This is a genomic window from Pontibacter burrus, assembly GCF_010686685.1.
Classification (GTDB): domain Bacteria; phylum Bacteroidota; class Bacteroidia; order Cytophagales; family Hymenobacteraceae; genus Pontibacter; species Pontibacter burrus.
The window spans coordinates 86,759-106,503 of record NZ_JAAGWD010000002.1 but is presented as its reverse complement, the minus strand read 5'-3'; the positions used below and the strand labels follow the sequence as shown (position 1 = coordinate 106,503).

Here is a 19,745-nt window from a genome sequence, read left to right as displayed (position 1 = left end):
GATTACCCCATGAAAATCCTGTCCGTCCGTTTCCAGAACCTGAACTCGCTGAAAGGTGAGCACGTGATCCGTTTCGACCAGAGCCCTTTGGTTGATGCCGGTTTGTTTGCGATTACCGGACCGACAGGCGCTGGAAAAACCACCATTCTGGATGCGATAACCGTTGGGCTTTACGGCATGGTGCACCGCCACAACAACGACAAACCGCTGGACCTGATGACGCGCCATACATCGGAGAGCACATCGGAAGTAGAGTTTGAAGCCAATGGCAGACGCTATCGCAGCAAATGGCAGATCCGCCGCAGCCGGGGCAAATTGGATGGCAAGATACAGGCCGTACACATGGAGCTCTGCGATCTGGAAGATGACAAACCCTTTGACCTGAAGCCAAGTCAGGTGCCGGATAAAGTGGCCGAGATCTGCGGGCTGGACTATAGTCAGTTTCTGCGGTCGGTGATGTTGTCGCAGGGTGATTTTGCGCGCTTTTTGAAGGCCAACCAGAACGAACGTAGCAGCTTATTGGAGAAAATTACAGACACAGGTATTTATTCCGAGATATCGAAGTTTGCATACGAAAAGGCGAAAACCGAACGCCTGATAAAAGATGAACTGGAGCGCCGGCTGCAGGACAGCAAACTATTGCCCGAAGAGCAGCGCCAGGCATATGAAGCAACTATAGCAGAGCTCACACAAACCGAAACTATACTTACCTCCGATACCACACAGCTACAGGAGAAAATTAACTGGCTGAAACAGTTGCAGCAGCTTCGTGAGCGCGCTCAAAAATGTAAACTGGAACTACAGCAGCACGAAGAAAAACTGGCCAGCCTGCAACCGGACTTTGTAAAACTGCACCAGCACGAGCAGGCAAACCAGTTTGTAGGCGAATTCACCCAGATTAAAGCTGCCAATGGGCAACTGTCGGAAGTGCAGGCCCAACTGGTATCGCTCGAAAAGCAACTTCCTATGCTAGAAGCGGAACTGGAGCAGGCCGGGCAACTGGCTATAGAAGCTACCAAAGCACATCAGCAGCAGGAAGAAACCATACAAAAACTGGAACCACTCCTAGCTCAGGTGCAGCAACTCGACCATCAGCTGGAAACGATACGAGAGCAGTTCAGAACGGAGAAAGAGCATTATCTGCAGGTAGAGAATGTGCTGAAGCAAGAGAAAACTTCGCTGGAGCAGGAGGATGCAAGACTTGCAACTATAACCCAGCAGGCAACAGCGTTAAAAAAATGGTTAAACGAGAATGCCAAACTGAAAGACCTGCGTGAAAACCTGCACGAGTTCAGGCAAACGATAAAAGACCTTTCGGAAGCAGAGCGAACTATAGCTGCCACTAAAAAAGAGCAGCATACCATAGAAAAGCAGCTACAGACCGATGCATCACAACTTCAAACTATAGCAGCATCACAAAAAGAACTACAGCAAAAGCAGACCGAGCTGGATGCGCAGAAGCAGGAAAAACTGGCACAACTGCAGATCATTCTGGCAACTAAAACCATTGATGAGCTGGAGCAACTGGCGCAGGAGCAGCCGCTTTTGCTGGCCCGCTACGAGCGTTTGTTAGAGCTGTCGCAGAACTATAGTTTGCAGGAGCAAAAAGCAAAGCAGTTAACCGAGCAGGTAACTGTGCTGGATCAAACTATAGTTGCTAAAAAAGCTGAGCTCACCACCACTGAAACCAACTATAAAACGGCAACCGAAAAGCTGGAAGACCTTCAGAAACTGGTAGCTCTGCAACAGCGCATACAAGAGTTGGAGCAGCACCGTCATGCCCTTCAGCCTGATCAGCCCTGCCCGCTTTGTGGGTCGGAACAGCACCCGTTTGTAGAAGGCAACTATACCGGCACGCTCTCGGAAGAAGAGCAACGCCGCGATGCCCAACTGGCACTGGTAAAGGAGCTGGATGCAACTATAAAACAGCTGCAACTAAGCCTAAACACCCTGCAAAACCAGCACGAAACGGCTGCTAAAGCTAAACTTGAGACAGAAACAGAACTGGCGCGCTTGCAGGAAGTTTTCCGGCAACAGCGTGGCAGTACAACTATAGCCATCTCCGAAACTATAGCCTTGCAGCAGCAACTCGAAAAGCAACGCGAAGCTGTCGGCATGCTTACACAAACCCTGGCTACTGCCCGCTCCTATACCCGCGACATTGAAACGATAAACCAGCAACTGCAGAAATACCGCGAAGAGCAACTACAGGCACAGGCGCAGGCAAGCAAACTACAGCAATCTGAAGATATGCTGAAAGCGCAACTGCAACGTTATAACGCACAACTACAGGACCTGCAGGAGCAGCAACAAGTATTTACGCAAACAGCGCAATCGTTTGCTGCGAGCTATAGTTTCGAATTTGTAGCGCAGCAGCGCCACGAGCTTTTGCAGCAACTGGAAGCAAAGACCAATCATTATCAGCAGCAATGTGATGTTTATGAAGACCTGCGCGAACCATATGTACAATTACAGGAGCAGGTAAAAACCCTGAAGGAAAGAGTTGCCGAAAAAGAACAAACCCTGCAGGACAAGAAGAATATACTGGAGCAGATACATCAAAAACTGACGCTTTATAAAGATGAGCGTACGCAGCTGTTCGGCGATAAAAAACCTGAGCAGGAACGTCAGCAAGCTGCAACTGAACTTGCCCGATTGGCTAAAGCTGCCGAAACTGCACGGGCTGCCCACCAGAAAAAGCAGCTGGAGCTACAGGAACAACGCCAGCGCAAGCAGGAATACACCACCACCCATCTGAATAAAAAATCGGAGCTGGATACTTTGCGCGATGGCTTGCTGCACGTGCTGAAACAAAAGGGCATTGAAACAATAGAAGCACTTAGCCTGATGCTGCTGAACCGCGACGAAGCAGACCGTTTGGCGAACCAAAAAGTGCTGGCAGAAAAGCAACTCACCGAAACCCGAAAATCGCTGAGTGATGTGCAGCACGACCTTGCACAGGCTGAAGCTCAAAACCTGACTTCAGAAACAATAGAAGTGCTGCAACAACAACTGGCTGCCAAAACAACTGAACTCCGCGAGCTCATCGCACAGCGAGCTAAACTGGAGCAGTTACTGGAGCAGGACAAACAACAGCGCGATAAAAACCAGGAACTGGCTGCAAAACTTCAAATGCAACTACAAGAATGCCACCGCTGGGGCCAGCTTGCCGACCTGATCGGTTCTGCTGATGGTAACAAGTTCAGTCGATTTGCGCAGGGCCTTACTTTAGCCCGATTAGTGGAGCTGGCCAACCGTCACCTGCAAAAACTCAACGACCGCTACCGCATCCAGAAAACAGAGGGCGAAGACCTGGAGCTAACTATAGTTGACACTTATCAGGCCGAAGCCGAGCGCCCAATGAATACACTATCCGGGGGCGAAAGCTTCCTGGTTAGTTTGGCGTTAGCATTAGGTTTATCAGACCTAGCCGGCCGCCGCACGCAGATCAATTCCCTGTTCATCGACGAAGGCTTCGGTACATTGGATGCTGATACATTAGATGCTGCTATTTCTACTTTAGAAAACCTACAGGCCAGCGGCAAAATGATCGGTATCATCTCGCACGTCGAAGCCCTGAAAGAACGCATCAGCACGCAGATAAAAGTGCAGAAACTGGCTGGTGGGGTTAGTAAGGTTGAGGTTGTTGGGTGGTAAATCTAATTTGATACATATTAAACCAAAAGAGCGAATCATTTGATTCGCTCTTTTGGTTTAATATGTATCAACTAAAGCTAAACTGTAAGCCTTCAAACTATTGCTTTACGAACTCAAACACTTCATCTTCCATAACATCCACATCTCCGCTGGAAAGTGTCAGCTTCATAGTTGTAGCCGTTCTGTTGGAAATCAGGTATGTCGCACTTTGCCCATAAGAATCAGTCATATGAAGCATTTGCCCTACTTGCTGATAAGACGTGATCTGGCGTGTTGCATTACCAGTGCCTATGCTGCCATCATCATTCCTGTAAGAATAATTAGCCACCCAACTTCCCTTTTGACTTTCTAATGTTAATTTAAAGCTATTATTCCTATAGCCATCACTTCCCCAATTGCCCATGGCTACGCCATTTATTTTGGTAGCCACCCAAATCCCTTGTATACTTCCCACCGCTGAAAACTCTATAGGCGCTCCGGAAACTAAAGTGCCATCTCCCTTCTTAACTATAGCTTCCACCTTTTGATCTCCTGAAGGGTTCTGGTTCATGGTCCAGGTTACCTGGGCAATACCCTGGGCATCACTAACAGATTTAGCTGCACTCAGCGTGCCGTTGCCTGATTTTATTGACCATAAAACTTCTATGTCCTTCATTATCTGCCCATCTGCATCCACTACTTTCACTTTCAGTGGTTTTGGTAAAGCTTTGCCAGCTTCAACTGTCTGGTTGTTACCGTCTGCAATTGATACAGCATTAGGTTGTATTGGCTTATAAGTTGCAGTGATCTTCTTTGTCTGGACAATGCTTAAATTTTTATCCGTATAAACTATATCAAAACTAAAGGGCTTGTCCTGCAAACTGGTACTGGTACTTGTTGCAACAATATCAAATTTGCCTGCAGTTTTAGGTGTCATCTTCAGCTGTATACTTGCATCAGAGATACTCTTAATACCAACCTTATCTGATGCCGGCAAAGGAAGTTCTTTTTTAGCAGATTGAGCCTTTACAGGATTGGCATATAAAGGAAGTTCCGGGCCTATTCCGAAAAACCAGCTTTTGATTTTATTAGCAATACTAACCAGGCTGTTATAAGAATCCTGTAGCTTTGATATGTATTTAAGGGTATTGTTAATGAACCCGACTGAAGAGCTGTAATCTGTTTGATTTAGGGTTCTGAAATCTCCTGAAAGCGTTACTGTTTTTACTTTACCTTTATTAAACTCAATATCGCCTGCTGCACCAGTCGACTCCGTTGATATGGCACCTTCACGATTGTCTGAAAATGATGCCAGAATATTTTCGGCTATCCCCTTCATACCACCTATCCTTTGTGCTTCGGTATGTGCTTTTACAAAAAAACCAATACTAACCGCACTTAAAGCTCCGGCAGCAACCTTATCGTATAATAAAGGAGATGGAAGAGTTGCTAATTGAGAACCTAGGCCCAGGGTTACTGCACCCACAATCATACTTTTTACAAAACTCAAACCAAGTTTATACATTTCATCACTTACATCATCAGCGCTGCTCGTTCTAAAATGTCCGGGATTTGGCGCATCCAATGCAAAATCCTTATTATCGAGCATTACACTGCGTAACATATAGGCCATTTTTAACTGCTCTTCGGCTGTCAGCTTAGAGAAGTTTTCTTTAACAGCTTTATTATGCTCGTTCAATACTTCAATATATGCCGGGTTCAACTTTATAACAGGGTCACTTACATATGCTTCCAGTTTAGTAGCAACAGCATCTAATTCAGTTGTAAAAGTATTAGCTACAGCTATAGGATTTGTAATAGGTGTGTAAGCACTAACCGTAAATTCAAGCTGCTTATTAATACCAATACCACTGTAATCAACTGTTACTTTACCGGAAGCAACTACAGGCATAATAAAAAGCACCTGATTTGAATCTCCAGCAAATACCTGCACATTTAACTCCCCAACTTTAATAGATGAAGAAGAAGTAATTGCAGGTTTAGTGGCTGCCTTAGCTACCACGATATCTCCCGGAGTAGCATTTTTTGTGATCAGATCAATGGTCCCGACAGTTACAGGTGCAGGATCATCTGTTGAACTGCAGGCTGCAACTATAACCAGTGTTACCAGATAGAGCAAAATTTTCTTCATGAGGAATGGGCTAAAAGTTTATTAAATGTCAATTTTCAATTTGAAAAATCCAACAAATAACTCCCTTTTAAAATATAGTAACAATACCCACTTATAATGATATTTCCCTCTTCTCTGTTTAGAGTAAATCAGGAATTTCAATCTTTATTCTCTAGGTTTTAGCTATCAAAAAGGCTCTTCTGCAGACATTTGCAGCCAATTTGTATAAAGTGCTTTCAAAAGAAGTTTTCCTGAATTATATTCACTTTGACTAATCATACACTTGCTTTACACTAAGCTTAATGAAAAAGACAGTTTACCCACTTAAAGGCGGCTGGAAGCGAAATTTGCTCCTGCTCTGCTCGCTGGGTCTGTTCCTGGAACCAACAATGGCACAGGATGCAGCAAAACCCAAAAAAGACGACCCCAAGAAGGAAGAGAAAAAGGATCTTCCGTTAGAAGGGGCTCGTAAAATAGACATCAACACCACCGAAGGCTCCTGGCTTTCGCTGGATGTGAGCCCGGATGGAAAGCAGATCATTTTCGATATGCTGGGCGATCTGTATCTGATGCCCATAACAGGTGGTAAAGCAACGCAGCTAACCGAAGGCATGGCGTTTGATACGCAAGCCCGCTTCAGCCCGGACGGTAAATCCATTGTATTCATTTCAGATAGAGATGGCTCGGATAACGTCTGGACAATGGACCTGGCGACCAAGAAGACCAAACAGATCAGCAAGAGCAAAAACGAAAACTTTTTCTCTGCCGAATGGACTCCGGATGGTGAGTACCTGGTAGCCTCAAAAGGACGTCGTAACCTTAAACTGCACCTGTACCACAAAGAGGGCGGTGCTGGTGTACAGTTGATCAACAAGCCGGAAACACTTAAAACAGTAGAGCCTGCTTTTGGTAAAGACAGCCGTTATATCTGGTTCTCGCAACGCAATGGTTCCTGGAACTATAACGCCCAATTGCCACAGTACCAACTGGCAACTTTCGATCGTCAGACCGGTGAAATTTCCGGCAGAACAGCTCGTTACGGTTCGGCCTTCACACCAACCTTGTCGCCGGATGGCAACTGGCTAGTTTATGGTACGCGCCACAACAACCAAACCGGCTTAATTGCCCAGAACCTGCAGACCGGCGAAGAAAAATGGCTGGCCTACCCTGTGCAGCGCGACGAGCAGGAATCGATAGCACCAATGGGTGTATTACCTGCCATGTCGTTTACGCCAGACAGCAAAAACCTGGTAGCATCTTATGGCGGTAAAATTTATAGTATACCGGTAGCCGGCGGTGCAGCCAAAGAAATTCCTTTCGAGGTAAAAACCCAGATTGCGGTTGGTCCTATGCTGGACTTCAAATACCCGATCAAAGACGATAAAATGATGACGGTTACGCAGCTGCGCGATGCAACCGTGTCTCCGGATGGCAAGCAAGTAGCCTTTACTGCGCTGGACAGGTTATATGTAATGGACTACCCGAATGGTAAACCAAAACGCCTGGCTGATCAGGAGTTTACACAGGCCCAGCCTGCCTGGTCGCCGGATGGTAAAACTATAGCTTACGTAACCTGGGATGAGAAAACCGGTGGCGCTATTTACAAAACCAATGCGAATGGCAAAGGCAAACCTGTAAAGTTAACGCAGGAAAATGCCGTGTTCCAGGAGCCGGTTTGGACTCCGAATGGAGAGCGCATCGTTTTCACTAAAGGATCTGCACAGGCTTATAAAGAAGAACCAGGTCCGGGTGCATTTGCAGCGCGACAAACTATAAACTGGATTCCGGCTAAAGGCGGCAAGAGCACCTTTGTAACCAATGCCAACCAGGGCGCTAACCCACACTTTGTTAAAGGCGAAGACCGCATTTACCTGTACAGCAATGCCGATGGTCTGATCTCTATCCGTTGGGATGGTACAGATAAGAAATCATACCTGAAGGTGAAAGGTATTACAACATTTGGTACTGTAAACGGCGATGGCGTTCAGGAAGAAATGTGCCACATGCTGCACCAGAACGAGCGCGAACCGCAGCAACAAGCGTCGAACGCTACTACTTTAATCAAAGCACCAGTTGGCGACAGAGCCCTTGCCCTGATCAATAACGAGATCTACGTGGTAACTATACCGATAGTAGGTGGCGAAACACCAACTATTTCTGTAGCTGATGTTGCTTCTTCGCAATTCCCGAGCTGGAAATTAACCGAAATTGGTGGTCAGTTCCCGAGCTGGTCTGCCGATGGCAAAACCGTTTACTGGACAATCGGTCATGGTTTCTTTGCTTATAACCTGGATGAAGCCAGAGCGAAGAAAGAAGAAATGGACCGTGAAGCCGAGCGAAAGAAAGAAGCTGAAAAAAGCGTAGCCGAAGCAAAAACTGATAGTGTTAAAACTGAGAAAGAAGCTATCGTTATTGAAGGTTACAAGCCTAAGGAAACAAAAATTGCCATTCAGGTGGAGCGTGATATACCGCAGGGCATTGTGTTGCTGCAAGGCGCACGCATTATTACTATGAATGGCAACGAAGTGATTGAAAACGGCGACATTCTGGTAGAGAACAACCGCATTAAAGCAGTTGGTAAATCAGGCTCGCTCACAGTGCCGCAGGGCGCTAAGGTGATTGATGTAAAGGGCAAGACCATTACGCCTGGCTTTATTGACACGCACGCACACATGTGGCCGCGCTGGGGTGTACACACTAATCAGGTATGGATGTATGCCGCTAACTTGGCTTACGGTGTAACTACAACCCGCGACCCGCAAACTGGTACAACCGACGTACTAACTTATGCTGACATGGTAGATGCCGGTAAAATGGTTGGACCGCGTGTTTACTCAACCGGCCCTGGTGTTGGTTTCTGGTCTTATAACCTGAAGAGCCTTGATCAGGCAAAGAGCATATTGCGCCAGTACTCTGAGTACTACAATACCAAAACTATAAAAATGTACCTGGTTGGTAACCGTCAGCACCGCCAGTGGATCATTATGGCTGCCAAAGAGCAGGGTCTGTTGCCAACTACAGAAGGTGGACTCGACTTTAAACTGAACATGACCCAGGCGATAGATGGTTATCCTGGCCATGAGCACTCTTTCCCGATCTACCCGCTGTACAAGGATGTAATTGATTTTGTAGCCGAAACAAAAATGGCCTACACTCCTACCCTGCTTGTATCGTATGGTGGCCCTTGGGCAGAAAACTACTACTATGCAACAGAAGATGTAGTTGGCGACAAAAAGCTGAACTACTTTACTCCTAAAGCAGAGCTGGACTCAAAAGCGCGCCGCAGACCAGGTTGGTTTGCAAAAGAAGAGCACATTTTCGAGCGCCACGCCGAGTTTGTGAACAACCTTGTTAAAAAAGGTGGCCTGGCAGGTATCGGTTCGCACGGTCAGTTGCAGGGCCTGGGTTACCACTGGGAGTTATGGTCGGTGCAGTCTGGTGGCATGAGCAACCACGACGCGCTGAAAGTAGCTACTATACTGGGAGCTAAGTCGCTTGGCCTTGAAGGTGATATCGGATCAATCGAAAACGGCAAGCTGGCTGACCTTGTAATTATGGATAGCAATCCGCTGGAGAACATCCGCAACACAAATACCATTAAGTATGTGATGCGTAATGGTCGCCTGTACAATGCTGATACGATGGATGAACTGGCTCCTACTGCCCGCAAAGCAGCTGAGTTTAACTGGCACAGTGCAATGCCGGTTGGCGTGCCAGGTATTCAACAATAACAACTTACTTTTTATATTCCCAAAAGCCCTTCACCCTGGTGAAGGGCTTTTTTATGAACTATAGCTTAACAGGTTATTTGCCCACCGGCTAAAGCACAATAAAACAACACGACAGGTATGTTTTTTATAAATTAATATATAGTATATTTGTATTGTATATGCCTCCTGATACCCTACAAAACAAACTAACGCTTACACCCCACTACTGATGACTGCTGTCCTGCTGCTCCAATTTATTTTTGCTTTGATTGTACCGCCATTCAAAGGCAATACAGCTAATAGCAGTACAGAACAGGACAAATCAGCATTGCACCACCGAACAGAAGAACTCTGCGACCTTAGTAAATCGTACTGGTACTCCGATCCTAAAAAAGCGGTAGCCTTTGGTAAAGAAGCTATTGAAGCTGCCGCCAAGATCGAAGATAAAAAGCTGCTCGCAAAGGCATATAACAATACCGGAGTTGGCTATTTTAACCTCGGCGATTATAACACAGCTACAGAGCATTATTACGAGGCTATAAAGCTACGTGAGCAGATAGCAGATACAATTGGCCTGAGCGCCAGTTACAACAACATTGCCAATATTTATAACAGACAGAACAACTATGGCAAGGCTATAGCTTATTATCAGAAGGCACTCACTTACGGTAACGCAGCCCGCGATACCATATCCATAGCAAGGGCGTTGACCAATATGGGCAATGCATACCAGCGCAAGAAAGACTATAATCTGGCTCTGAAGTATTACCTGCGCTCGTTACCCCTGAAAGAGAAAATAAACGATCAGCGGGGCGTGGTCATCAGCCTCGTAAACATCGGGTTCACTTATCAGAAACAGGGGAAGTACCCAAATGCTTTACATTATCTGCAACGTGGTCTGGCACTAACTTTCCGGAGCAATAACCTGCACGACCGTATTTACGCCTACCGCGGCATGGCTGAAACTTACTGGGGCCTAAAGGACTATGAGAAAGCGACACTGTACGGGCACCAAAGCCTTGAACTGGCACAACAAACGCACTCAAAGAGCGAGATAAAAACTTCTGCTGAAACCCTCCACCAGATCTATAACGAGATAGGAAACTATAAGGAGGCCTACGAGTATCTGCGATTGTATACGATCTATACGGACAGTACCAACTCCGAAGAAATTACCCGACAAACCACCAGCTTTCAGGTAAAGTATGAAACGGCACAGAAAGAAAAAGAAAACCTGCTGTTACTGGCAGAACATGAGCGGCATGAACATGAGCTGAAAAACAAAACGTTTATTCAGTATGCCACTATTGTGCTGCTGATAATGGCCCTCGCGCTTATAGTTATAACCTACAGGGGCAACCGCCGCATGAAAAGGCTGAATAAGCTGCTATCGCGCAAAAACAAGAAAGTGAGCCGCTACAGCGAAAATATAAAGCAGCAAAAGAACGAACTGGCAGAGCAGGCACATGCACTACACAACCAAAAAGAAGAACTGGAGCGTTTGAATTATCAGAAAGACAAACTTTTCTCGGTGGTAGCGCACGACTTACGCGGCCCCTTGTTGTCGCTTAAATCATTACTGCAAATGCTGTCGATGGGTAAGATTCCGGAAGAGAAATTCCACTACTTCGCCAAAGTATTGGAAGGTGAACAGCAGAACACGCTCTGGCTGGTTGATAACCTGTTGCTCTGGACAAGGTCGCAGATGCAGGGCGCAACACTGAAACTGCAACACGTAAGCATACATGCCCTGGTCGAAGAAAATATTAAGTTGCTGACACCTCAGGCACAACGTAAAGGAATAGCTCTCTATAATGAAGTACACCCCAAAGCACTTGCCTATGCTGATGCCGAAATGATAAAACTGGTGCTTCGGAACCTGGTATCTAATGCAATAAAGTTCTGTAGCAAGGCAGATACTATAACTATAGCGACTGAATTACTCGAAAATAAACAACTGCAGATAGCAGTACGCGATACCGGTATTGGCATCAGTGCCGAGAACCAGGCGCGGCTTTTTGGCCTACGCACTTATACAACACTGGGCACCGCCCGCGAAAAAGGCAGCGGCCTTGGCCTTGCGCTCTGCAAAGACTTTATTGAAAGCAATGGCGGACGTATCTGGGTTGAAAGCGCTCCCGGCGAAGGCTGTATCTTTAAATTTACCTTACCTATCAGTACGCGCCAAAACTCCGAAACACCAGAACTACAGACTACCGCTGCCATTCTATAAAACTACTCGCTGCCAAATAAAGTATAACTTTTAAAACCCTCGCATATGTTTCGCCACCTGTTCATTTATGTTGCTTTATGCTGCCTGCTTGCCTGCAAACAAACCGATAAGCAGGAAGTACAGGAGCAGTTCAGGCAACGGCAACAGACAGCTAACCAGGGCGCTACGCCTACACAAACCCAGCCAACTCAACCTGCCCCTGCCGCAACTAATGCAGATGTTCCGGCAGCAACCGCAACAAAACCAACAACAACCGGCGATAAGGTAGTAGCTGTTAAAGACGGCGACACAATAGAACTGCTCCGCAATGGCGAAACTATAAAAGTGAGGTTGTATGGGGTAGATAGCCCTGAGAAAAATCAGGATTTTGGACAACGGGCACGTCAGTTCACTTCTGATTTAGCCTTTGGTAAAACAGTGCGCCTGATAGAACACAACAAAGACCGCTATGGCCGTGTAGTGGGCACCATTATTTTACCAGATGGCCGCAGCCTGAACGAAGAATTAGTTAAGAACGGATTTGCATGGCACTACAAGGCTTACTCTAAAGATAAAAACCTGGCCAACATGGAAGCTGATGCACGCAGATACAAGCGCGGGCTTTGGGAGGCCCCAAATCCGGTTGCCCCCTGGGACTTCAGAAAAACCGAACGCGAAACTGCTGCCGCCAAAAAAGCAAAAAAAGAAGCGGCAACACACAATGCAGCGCTGCCTGCCGGAGCCACCACCCGAAAAGTATACATCTGCAACAGCACAGGCTCAGGCGTATATCACTTTTCTAAAAACTGCTCAGTACTAAAGCGCTGCAAGACTGAGACACTGACTATAACAGAGGCTGTGGCGATACGCGAGTACGGCCGCCGCGCCGATAAAACCTGCGCTAACTAAAACTATATCTATATTTAACCTGCACCCTTTTATTAAATGAAAAACAGATTTGCCATTAAGCACAAAGCCTTTGGTTTGGCTATAGTCGCTGCTTTGTTGTTTGGTTGCCAGCCTACCGAACAACAGCAGGAAACCCCAACCATAGGCATGGAGCAAACTATACAGGAGCCCGACACTGTACAACGCCGCCCTGCGCCGAAGTTTTATGTAATAGCCCCCGGCACCGAGCGAACGCGCGTTTGGGTATGCGACGACAACCGTTCAGACATCTTCCATGTGGATAATAAATGTGAGTTGCTGCTAAACTGTACAGGCGTTTTCAAGAATGTATCCTTACAACGTGCCATAGAAGATTATGGCCGCTACAACTGCGACAAGTGTAGCCAGCGTTTTGCAGATGTGTTTGATATAAATAAAGTGCGTTATGATTTTTAATCTAAATAAATAAAGCCCCTTTCGGGGCTTTGCTATTTTCTGTCGTGTAAAACCAGTAGCGGTACTTCTGCCTGGTAGGTCATTCGGTCGGCCAGGCTCTGGGAAAAGAGTTCGGCAAAAAAGCCTTTGTGCCTGCGCAAAATTGCCATTACATTGGCGCCAGATTGCTTATAGTATGCTTTCAGACCTTCGTCACGGCGTTTGTTTACTACCTGATGCATCTCCAAAGGCACATCCGGGAAACTACTTTTAATCTGGGTTAAGCATTCGTTGGCCTTACGGTCTTCTTCGGTACCTGCTTCTTTTGCAACGTGCACCATATCGATACGGGCATTGAAAAGGCTGCCAAATGCTACTACTTCTCGCATGGCTTCTACATCCTCCGGACAGTAGTCTGTAGCATAAATTATTTTATGGAAGGCTGGGTCAGCAGCTTTTGCCGGCACTGCCAGTAACGTACATTTAACTTCTTCCAGCACAGCTTCGGTATTACTACCGATAAGCAGTTCTTCCAATGCATTTCCGCCTCCGGTGGTACCCATCACCACCATGTCATAGCCTTCTTTTTTAGACAAGTGCTCTACCAGGTCGGTAAGAAGCGCCTCTTTTATGATATAGTCGCAGGTAAATCCGCCACCGCGGTTAGCTCCGTGCTTTTCTTCTATCTGCATCACCATGGCTTTCAGCCGCTCACCTGCATCGCGTATCTGTTCGCCAAGCAGCTCGCTGGCCACCAGGGCGGTTTCTGATGTATCAACAATAGGCAGATGTACCACGTGAAGCACCGAGAGATGACCACCGGCTTGTTTGGCAATATAAATGGCATAGTCTAATGCTTTGCTGGCTGTCTGGGAGAAGTCAGTAGGGCAGAGTATTTTTTTCATGAGTTCCGATTGTGCTTGAGGATCAATTATATGTCAATATTGCTATCTATAAGCAGGCTACCAAATCATATGAACGGAAAAAACCTGAAAATGATAACAATCATCATCCGCCTCTAATTTGCCACCACAACCGTACCATTGCTATAGTTACTGCCCTAACGCTTTCACCTCTTTCCAGGTCCAGTTAAACTTTGGCTGAATCCCCTGGTAGGCTTCTGTGTAATGCTGCACTATAGTTTGTTTGAGTACATCTACCGGAATGCTCGATGGATATATCTCCCGCTCTGTCGGATTATCATAGGCATCCTCCCGTTTAAGTCCATCGCCCTGCAGGCGCAGTAGTGGCCCGGTCTCGGTTACAGAGTCGTAGGTCCAGGTGCGGTTACTTTGCTCCAGTGCATTTAGTTTAGTAACAAGCGGCTCCATCGGCAGGCGGGGCAACGTAGGCCTCGATGCAATGTCAACCCAGGTGGTATACTTGTACTCCAGCTCATAGCGGTTGTTGCTGTAACAGGTTAGCACTATATCAAAGCCAACTGTGCGACTAAAGAGCGCATAATAATGCACCGGCTCCGGTGTTTCAATAATGATCAAACCGATTTCAGGGTGCCGGGTCAGTTTCGTGTTGGGATGATACAGTGTGCGGTAGCCCAGCAATACATCTCCTACTTCATCTTCCCAGGCGCCACGTTCCCAGTCCGGATCTTTAAGCACCTGCTTAAAGCGGGGCAGAAAATATTCGAACTTCTTAACGCACTGCACTACTTCCTTCTCCTCCATCTCGTCGGCTCCGAAAGGTTTATAGAAGATTTCCCGCTCACGGGCATTTATCCAGCAAACCAGTTTTAGCGCTTCGCCAGCTAGCGGGTGGTTCAGATCCAGTTCTCGGAAATCGCCGATAAGGGCCATTTGGCGTAACAGTTCCTCGTTCTCCAAAGCCAGTTCGGGGTTAAGCAGGCTCCAGACACCTACAAAACCATCAATATCAAAATGGTTGGCAGTTACATAAGGCAGTTCCATATCAAGCAGCTTAGTGCGCAGCGCATGCAGCACAATGCCGGCGCTGGTATCGTCCCGGATCTCATCAGGCGTTGGAGCGCCGCGCCAGTGCGACAGGGTAAATCCATTGGGGTGTGTACTGTCTACAACTATAGCTCTTTTATTTTTTAGCTCCGAGAAAGGGATAAACTGCTTTTTGATCATACTATAAAGGTGCGAAACAAGTGGTTCAGATGCAAAGGTAGGGTTATTATCCCTTCTTGTTGCGGCCCCGCCGGTTGGTGATACGCTCCACACGTTTTCCTTTTACCCATTTCAGGTATTTCTGCAGTGGCTCGGCATGCTGCAATGCTGGTATGGAGTTGTAAAGTACGGCAAGTTCGCGGTTGGTAAAAGTCAGGTGCAGGGTACTATGGCAGGGCTGGCACAAATCAGCAGTGGCACCATAGCGGCCACCTTCTTCGCGCGGCACCAAATGGTGCCTAGAAACCTGCTGCACCTCACGTCCGCACAGCTCGCAATGCAGTTCTTCTTTTTTAGCTCCCATACTGGGTTTAAACAAGTTACCCTAGCTGCAGGTTTTATATGGCCCGGTAAAATTAATAAGGTTGGTATGGAGCCAAATCCGTATGAAATAGCTGTACATTTGCCGCCACTTTGCCTCAACTATAACTATGAAAATGCAGAATAACCCACATTTACATACAGCTGCAACAGGTGAACTGGTGCCTAAAAAAGAAATCAGGGAAGGTCTCCTGATTTTTACACTGGCAGCCATCCAGTTCACACACATGATGGACTTCGTGATCATGATGCCGCTTGGACCACAGCTGATGCGCGTCTTCAATATTTCCCCCGGTGAGTTTGGGTTCCTGGTGTCGGCATACACGTTCAGTGCTGCTGTTGCAGGGTTCCTGAGTGCACTGTTCATCGACCGCTTCGACAGGAAACATGCTATGCTGGGCTTATACTTTGGTTTTACGATAGGAACGCTGGCCTGCGCACTGGCCCCCACCTATAGTTTGCTGTTAGCTGCACGTGTGGTTGCAGGGGCTTTTGGTGGTGTGCTGGGGGCACTTATACTTGCTGTCATCGGCGATGCGATACCTGAACATAGGCGGGGCGCAGCAACCGGCAAAGTAATGGCTGCTTTCTCAGTAGCATCTATAGCTGGCGTACCAGTAGGTTTGTACCTGGCCAGCGTTACCAGCTGGCATGCCCCTTTTTACCTGCTGGCTGGCCTTAGCTTCCTGGTTCTTATTGCCTCTTTCTGGTTACTGCCAACCATGCGCGGGCACCTTACTAATGCTGTCCCGCAAAACCCGTTTATGGTGCTGAAAGAGATTCTTCAGAAGCGAAACCTGCAATGGGCTATGGCATTGATGGTAACATTAACAATGTCGGGGTTTCTGGTAGTGCCGTTCATTAGTCCGTATATGGTTGCCAATGTAGGCTTCAGCGAAACTGAGCTGAGTTACATTTACCTTTTTGGTGGCATTGCCACGGTCTTTACTTCGCAGTGGGCAGGGCGGCTGGCTGACAAACATGGCAAACACCGGGTGTTCATTTTATCAGCCGTTTTCTCGCTGGTGCCTATCCTGCTGATCACAAACCTGCCGCCGGTGCAGCATTATATAGCGCTTATAGTTACTACCATCTTTTTCATTCTATTTGGTGCCCGCTTTGTACCGGCCATGGCGCTTATTACATCCAGCGTAGAGCCCAAGCTTCGTGGCAGTTTTATGAGTATCAATTCATCAGTACAGCAATTGAGCGCGGGTGTGGCAGCTTTTGTATCGGGGTTGATTGTACAGGAAACGGCAAGCGGAAAACTGGAACATTTTAACCTGGATGGTTTACTGGCCTGCGTGGTGACCTTAGTTGCAGTGTGGGTAGTGCGCTACCTGAAAGCAGTTGGGTAACTATAGTTTATGCCTGGCTATAAAATGTAAAAGCCACGCAGTGTGCGTGGCTTTTAGCTTAATAATCAAACCTAGTAAAACTATAACTACTTCCAGTCTGGCATGGTGGCGTTGCTGAAAAGCTGCTGCCGGTTATTGCCGTCTGCGGCATCCATTACCCAGATCGTGTTCGGTCCCTGGTTATCGTTCGGAGCATTCACGAAGATCACTTTGGCACCATCCGGCGAAAAGCGCGGGAACAGGTCGTTGGTACCAGCCGGCTTACCCGAAGAGAGGTCCACTTCTTCGCCGGTAGCAATGTTACGCGAAAAGATACGGGCGTTGAGCTGGCGGCCTTCTGCATTCTCAAAACCATCCACATCTCTGGAATAAAGTAACTGTTGTCCGTTTATTGACAGCGATGGGCTCTCAACACGGCCTGGCAGGTTTCCTACCAACAATGTCATGTTGCTGCCATCGGAGTTCATGATGTAGATCTCCGAATCGTTGATGTTGGAACCTATAGTTTGCGCTACAATCTTATCTCCGCTTGCCGTCCAGTCCAGCATCCGGAAATGACGGCCTGCTGGTGCTTTGGCAATCAGGCGCAGGCCAGTGCCGTTTCGATCGACGCGATAAAGGTTGTCATAGTTGGCATATATCACCTGCCCGCCATCCGGAGACCATGCAAACCCGATGCCCTGATTATGATACCCCACAATCGGTAAGGTTGTGAGCTGCCGCTTTTCGCTGCCATCGCGGTTCATGGTGTAAATGTGCGGTTCTATGCCCATGTTAGACGAATAGGCAATTTTATCGCGGTTCGGGCTGATAACCGGCCACCATTCGCGGCTGAAGGAATCGGTCAGGCGGATGCGTGTTCCGTCGTTTCCGTCGGAGCCATAGACATCCCAGTTGCCATTTACTTCGACTGCAAATACATAGCGGGTTACGGGTATTGGCCGTGTAGCAAAGCTCCAGACAGGGCCATTCGTTGTCTTGCCTGCGCTGTTCTTCACAATTACCTGCCAGAAATAAGTTGTGTTATATTTCAGGTTGCTCACAATGGCAAAAGTATCAGGCGTATTCTCCTTTATTAGCTGCTTGTAAATTGAGCTGGATTCGTAGAGGTACACATCATACGTAAACACCGAATCTTCCACTTTAGAAAAGGTTGGTCGTTGCCATCTCAGTGTATCTACATTGCCTTGGTTTGTAGCATTTTCAGCAGGGTTAGGGTTACGTGGCAAGCCAGGCACACCGCTACCGGCAGTGTTATCAGCTGTCATCGTGATCACCACATCGGTCTGCTTTTCGTTTTTTACAGCTACCGAAATGTTCTCATTCTTAAAGCCGGCTTTTTTGGCTGTTACCGTGTAATTACCACCTGCAATTTCCATCAGCCGGAAACGGCCTTCGTCGTCGGTAATAACAGCAGAAGAAGCTGGGCTTGTACTTACAGCTACACCTACCATGGGCTGGCTGGTTTCAGCATTTAATACGATCCCGTTTATAGTGCCTTCTCCTGTAGGTTCAATGGTATTATCTTCGTTGCACGATGCAAACCCGATAAATAAAGCTAACAACAATAATAGTTTAAGGGTGGATGTTGTTTTAAACATAGGTTAGCGGTTTGGAGGTATGGGTTTATAGTTTGTAATCGGAATAAAATCTTAACCTGGAATGCAGCAGCGAAGCCCGTAACAACACTTCGAAAATTGCCATATGATTCAAATATAGTTATATACGTATATTCATAGGCTTAGTTATACTTTTTAGTAAAATATTTTAATGCCTGGGTTAGGAGATGAAGAGATGCTATAGTTGTTGAGGGGCAATAAAAAAACAAAGCCACCCCCGCCCCTTTTAAGAGCGTTGGTGGCTTATGTAGTCGTACTTACTGCCTTATTGTAGTTACTCCTCCCCTGCGCTATAGTTGGCCGTAGCTACAGGTTTTCCGTTTTCAAATACATCCAGCGTCAAACTATAGTTATCAGATGGCGAAACAGAAACTGCTGAGCGTGACAAGGTAACAGTTTGCCCGGGTGCCGCTGTAAACTTTCCGGATTGCGAACTTACCGATGTGCCTGAACGCCCTTTGCGCTTGCACTGGAACTTGTATGTAAAGCTCACTTCTTCCGGGCTGTTGTTTTCGAACACGTTGCTGATCTTCAGTTTGCCATCCTGCATGGTTGTTTCGATGCGGGCATCGTATTTTTCCTGCTGCACTCCGGTTTCCTGCTGATGGATCAGTAACATAGATAGAAATGACATTAGGAGTAATAAGTTCATGGTAAAACAGGGCTTAAAGTTTGGGTATCTTATTTTTTGGTAGCACTTATGGTTACCGGAACACCCCAGTTGCTTTGCTCAATGGTAATGTTCATGTTGTTGCCCTCCTGCACCACCTTGTAAGACCGGGAGTTAAACGTACTTTCGATCTGGTTGATGGTGTTGTTGTGCCCTTGCTGCACGAGGGTGTGCTCTAGGTCCGAGCCTATTATCACCTGATTGATTTTGTTACCTGAGCCATCCTGAACGATGCCGGTAGTATTGTTATAGCCACTGATAAAGCCGTTATAGGTGTTGTTGGTTCCCTGCTGCGCTACAGTAGTTTTGTTGCCCTGCCCCTGTTGCGTAAGTGTAGCCTGATTTATGGCTCCAACCTGGCTGATAATTGCCACATTAGGTCTGGAACTGCCTGTAGCCTGGTTTATAGTAGCTTCTTGTGAGTTGCCTGCCTGGTGTATCAGCGCTTTGGATTGCAGCGAGCGCTGGCTTACCAGTTCCGAAAATCTTTCCGGACCGAGCGTTTCGATCAGGATGCGGTCTTCGTTGGTGGTCTGGGCAAAAAGCGTAGCCTGAATCAGCAGCTGCACAAAAATAATGATCAGTAGTTTTTTCATAGCGCTTATAGTTTAACACCAC

13 protein-coding genes are annotated in these 19,745 nt (G+C 47.1%); 6 read left to right on the top strand and 7 right to left on the bottom strand.

Features of this window, described 5'->3' with window-relative positions; all coding sequences use genetic code 11:
• Positions 1–9: 9 nt before the first annotated feature.
• Positions 10–3,657, top strand: coding sequence for an AAA family ATPase (locus tag GXP69_RS05120; RefSeq protein WP_163913123.1), 3,648 nt, complete (start codon positions 10–12; stop codon positions 3,655–3,657).
• A gap of 97 nt (positions 3,658–3,754) precedes the next feature.
• On the opposite strand, the gene GXP69_RS05115 is transcribed toward GXP69_RS05120, so the two are convergent.
• On the bottom strand, positions 3,755–5,788 hold the full coding sequence (locus GXP69_RS05115; protein WP_163913122.1) for an Ig-like domain-containing protein: 2,034 nt from the start codon (positions 5,786–5,788) through the stop codon (positions 3,755–3,757).
• A gap of 281 nt (positions 5,789–6,069) precedes the next feature.
• On the opposite strand from GXP69_RS05115, the gene GXP69_RS05110 reads away from it, so the two are divergent.
• From GXP69_RS05110 to GXP69_RS05095, 4 genes are all read left to right on the top strand, one after another.
• Positions 6,070–9,498 carry an amidohydrolase family protein gene (locus tag GXP69_RS05110; protein ID WP_235925568.1) on the top strand — a complete coding sequence of 1,143 codons (3,429 nt, stop codon included), beginning with the start codon at positions 6,070–6,072 and terminating at the stop codon, positions 9,496–9,498.
• Between the two features lie 208 nt (positions 9,499–9,706).
• Positions 9,707–11,710 carry a tetratricopeptide repeat-containing sensor histidine kinase gene (locus GXP69_RS05105; RefSeq protein ID WP_163913120.1) on the top strand — a complete coding sequence of 668 codons (2,004 nt, stop codon included), beginning with the start codon at positions 9,707–9,709 and terminating at the stop codon, positions 11,708–11,710.
• Positions 11,711–11,755: 45 nt separating this feature from the next.
• Positions 11,756–12,598 (top strand): thermonuclease family protein, encoded by an 843-nt coding sequence (locus tag GXP69_RS05100; protein WP_163913118.1) that lies wholly within the window; start codon positions 11,756–11,758, stop codon positions 12,596–12,598.
• 36 nt (positions 12,599–12,634) lie between these two features.
• Complete coding sequence (locus tag GXP69_RS05095; RefSeq protein WP_163913116.1) at positions 12,635–13,033, top strand: hypothetical protein; 399 nt, start codon at positions 12,635–12,637, stop codon at positions 13,031–13,033.
• Between the two features lie 32 nt (positions 13,034–13,065).
• Here GXP69_RS05095 and GXP69_RS05090 read toward each other — a convergent pair whose 3' ends face one another.
• From GXP69_RS05090 to GXP69_RS05080, 3 genes are all read right to left on the bottom strand, one after another.
• Positions 13,066–13,917 (bottom strand): universal stress protein, encoded by an 852-nt coding sequence (locus GXP69_RS05090; RefSeq protein ID WP_163913115.1) that lies wholly within the window; start codon positions 13,915–13,917, stop codon positions 13,066–13,068.
• Positions 13,918–14,064: 147 nt separating this feature from the next.
• Positions 14,065–15,120 (bottom strand): DUF6687 family protein, encoded by a 1,056-nt coding sequence (locus GXP69_RS05085; protein ID WP_163913113.1) that lies wholly within the window; start codon positions 15,118–15,120, stop codon positions 14,065–14,067.
• Positions 15,121–15,166: 46 nt separating this feature from the next.
• Positions 15,167–15,463, bottom strand: a complete 297-nt coding sequence (locus tag GXP69_RS05080) for an HNH endonuclease (protein ID WP_163913111.1) — start codon at positions 15,461–15,463, stop codon at positions 15,167–15,169.
• A gap of 127 nt (positions 15,464–15,590) precedes the next feature.
• On the opposite strand from GXP69_RS05080, the gene GXP69_RS05075 reads away from it, so the two are divergent.
• Complete coding sequence (locus tag GXP69_RS05075; protein ID WP_163913109.1) at positions 15,591–16,838, top strand: MFS transporter; 1,248 nt, start codon at positions 15,591–15,593, stop codon at positions 16,836–16,838.
• 86 nt (positions 16,839–16,924) lie between these two features.
• On the opposite strand, the gene GXP69_RS05070 is transcribed toward GXP69_RS05075, so the two are convergent.
• The 3 genes from GXP69_RS05070 to GXP69_RS05060 form a co-directional block, all read right to left on the bottom strand.
• Positions 16,925–18,439, bottom strand: coding sequence for a carboxypeptidase regulatory-like domain-containing protein (locus tag GXP69_RS05070; protein WP_163913107.1), 1,515 nt, complete (start codon positions 18,437–18,439; stop codon positions 16,925–16,927).
• Between the two features lie 292 nt (positions 18,440–18,731).
• Positions 18,732–19,109 (bottom strand): curli-like amyloid fiber formation chaperone CsgH, encoded by a 378-nt coding sequence (gene csgH, locus GXP69_RS05065; RefSeq protein WP_163913105.1) that lies wholly within the window; start codon positions 19,107–19,109, stop codon positions 18,732–18,734.
• 29 nt (positions 19,110–19,138) lie between these two features.
• A complete protein-coding gene (locus tag GXP69_RS05060) occupies positions 19,139–19,723 on the bottom strand; it encodes a hypothetical protein (protein ID WP_163913103.1) in 585 nt (194 codons plus the stop codon).
• Positions 19,724–19,745 lie beyond the last annotated feature (22 nt).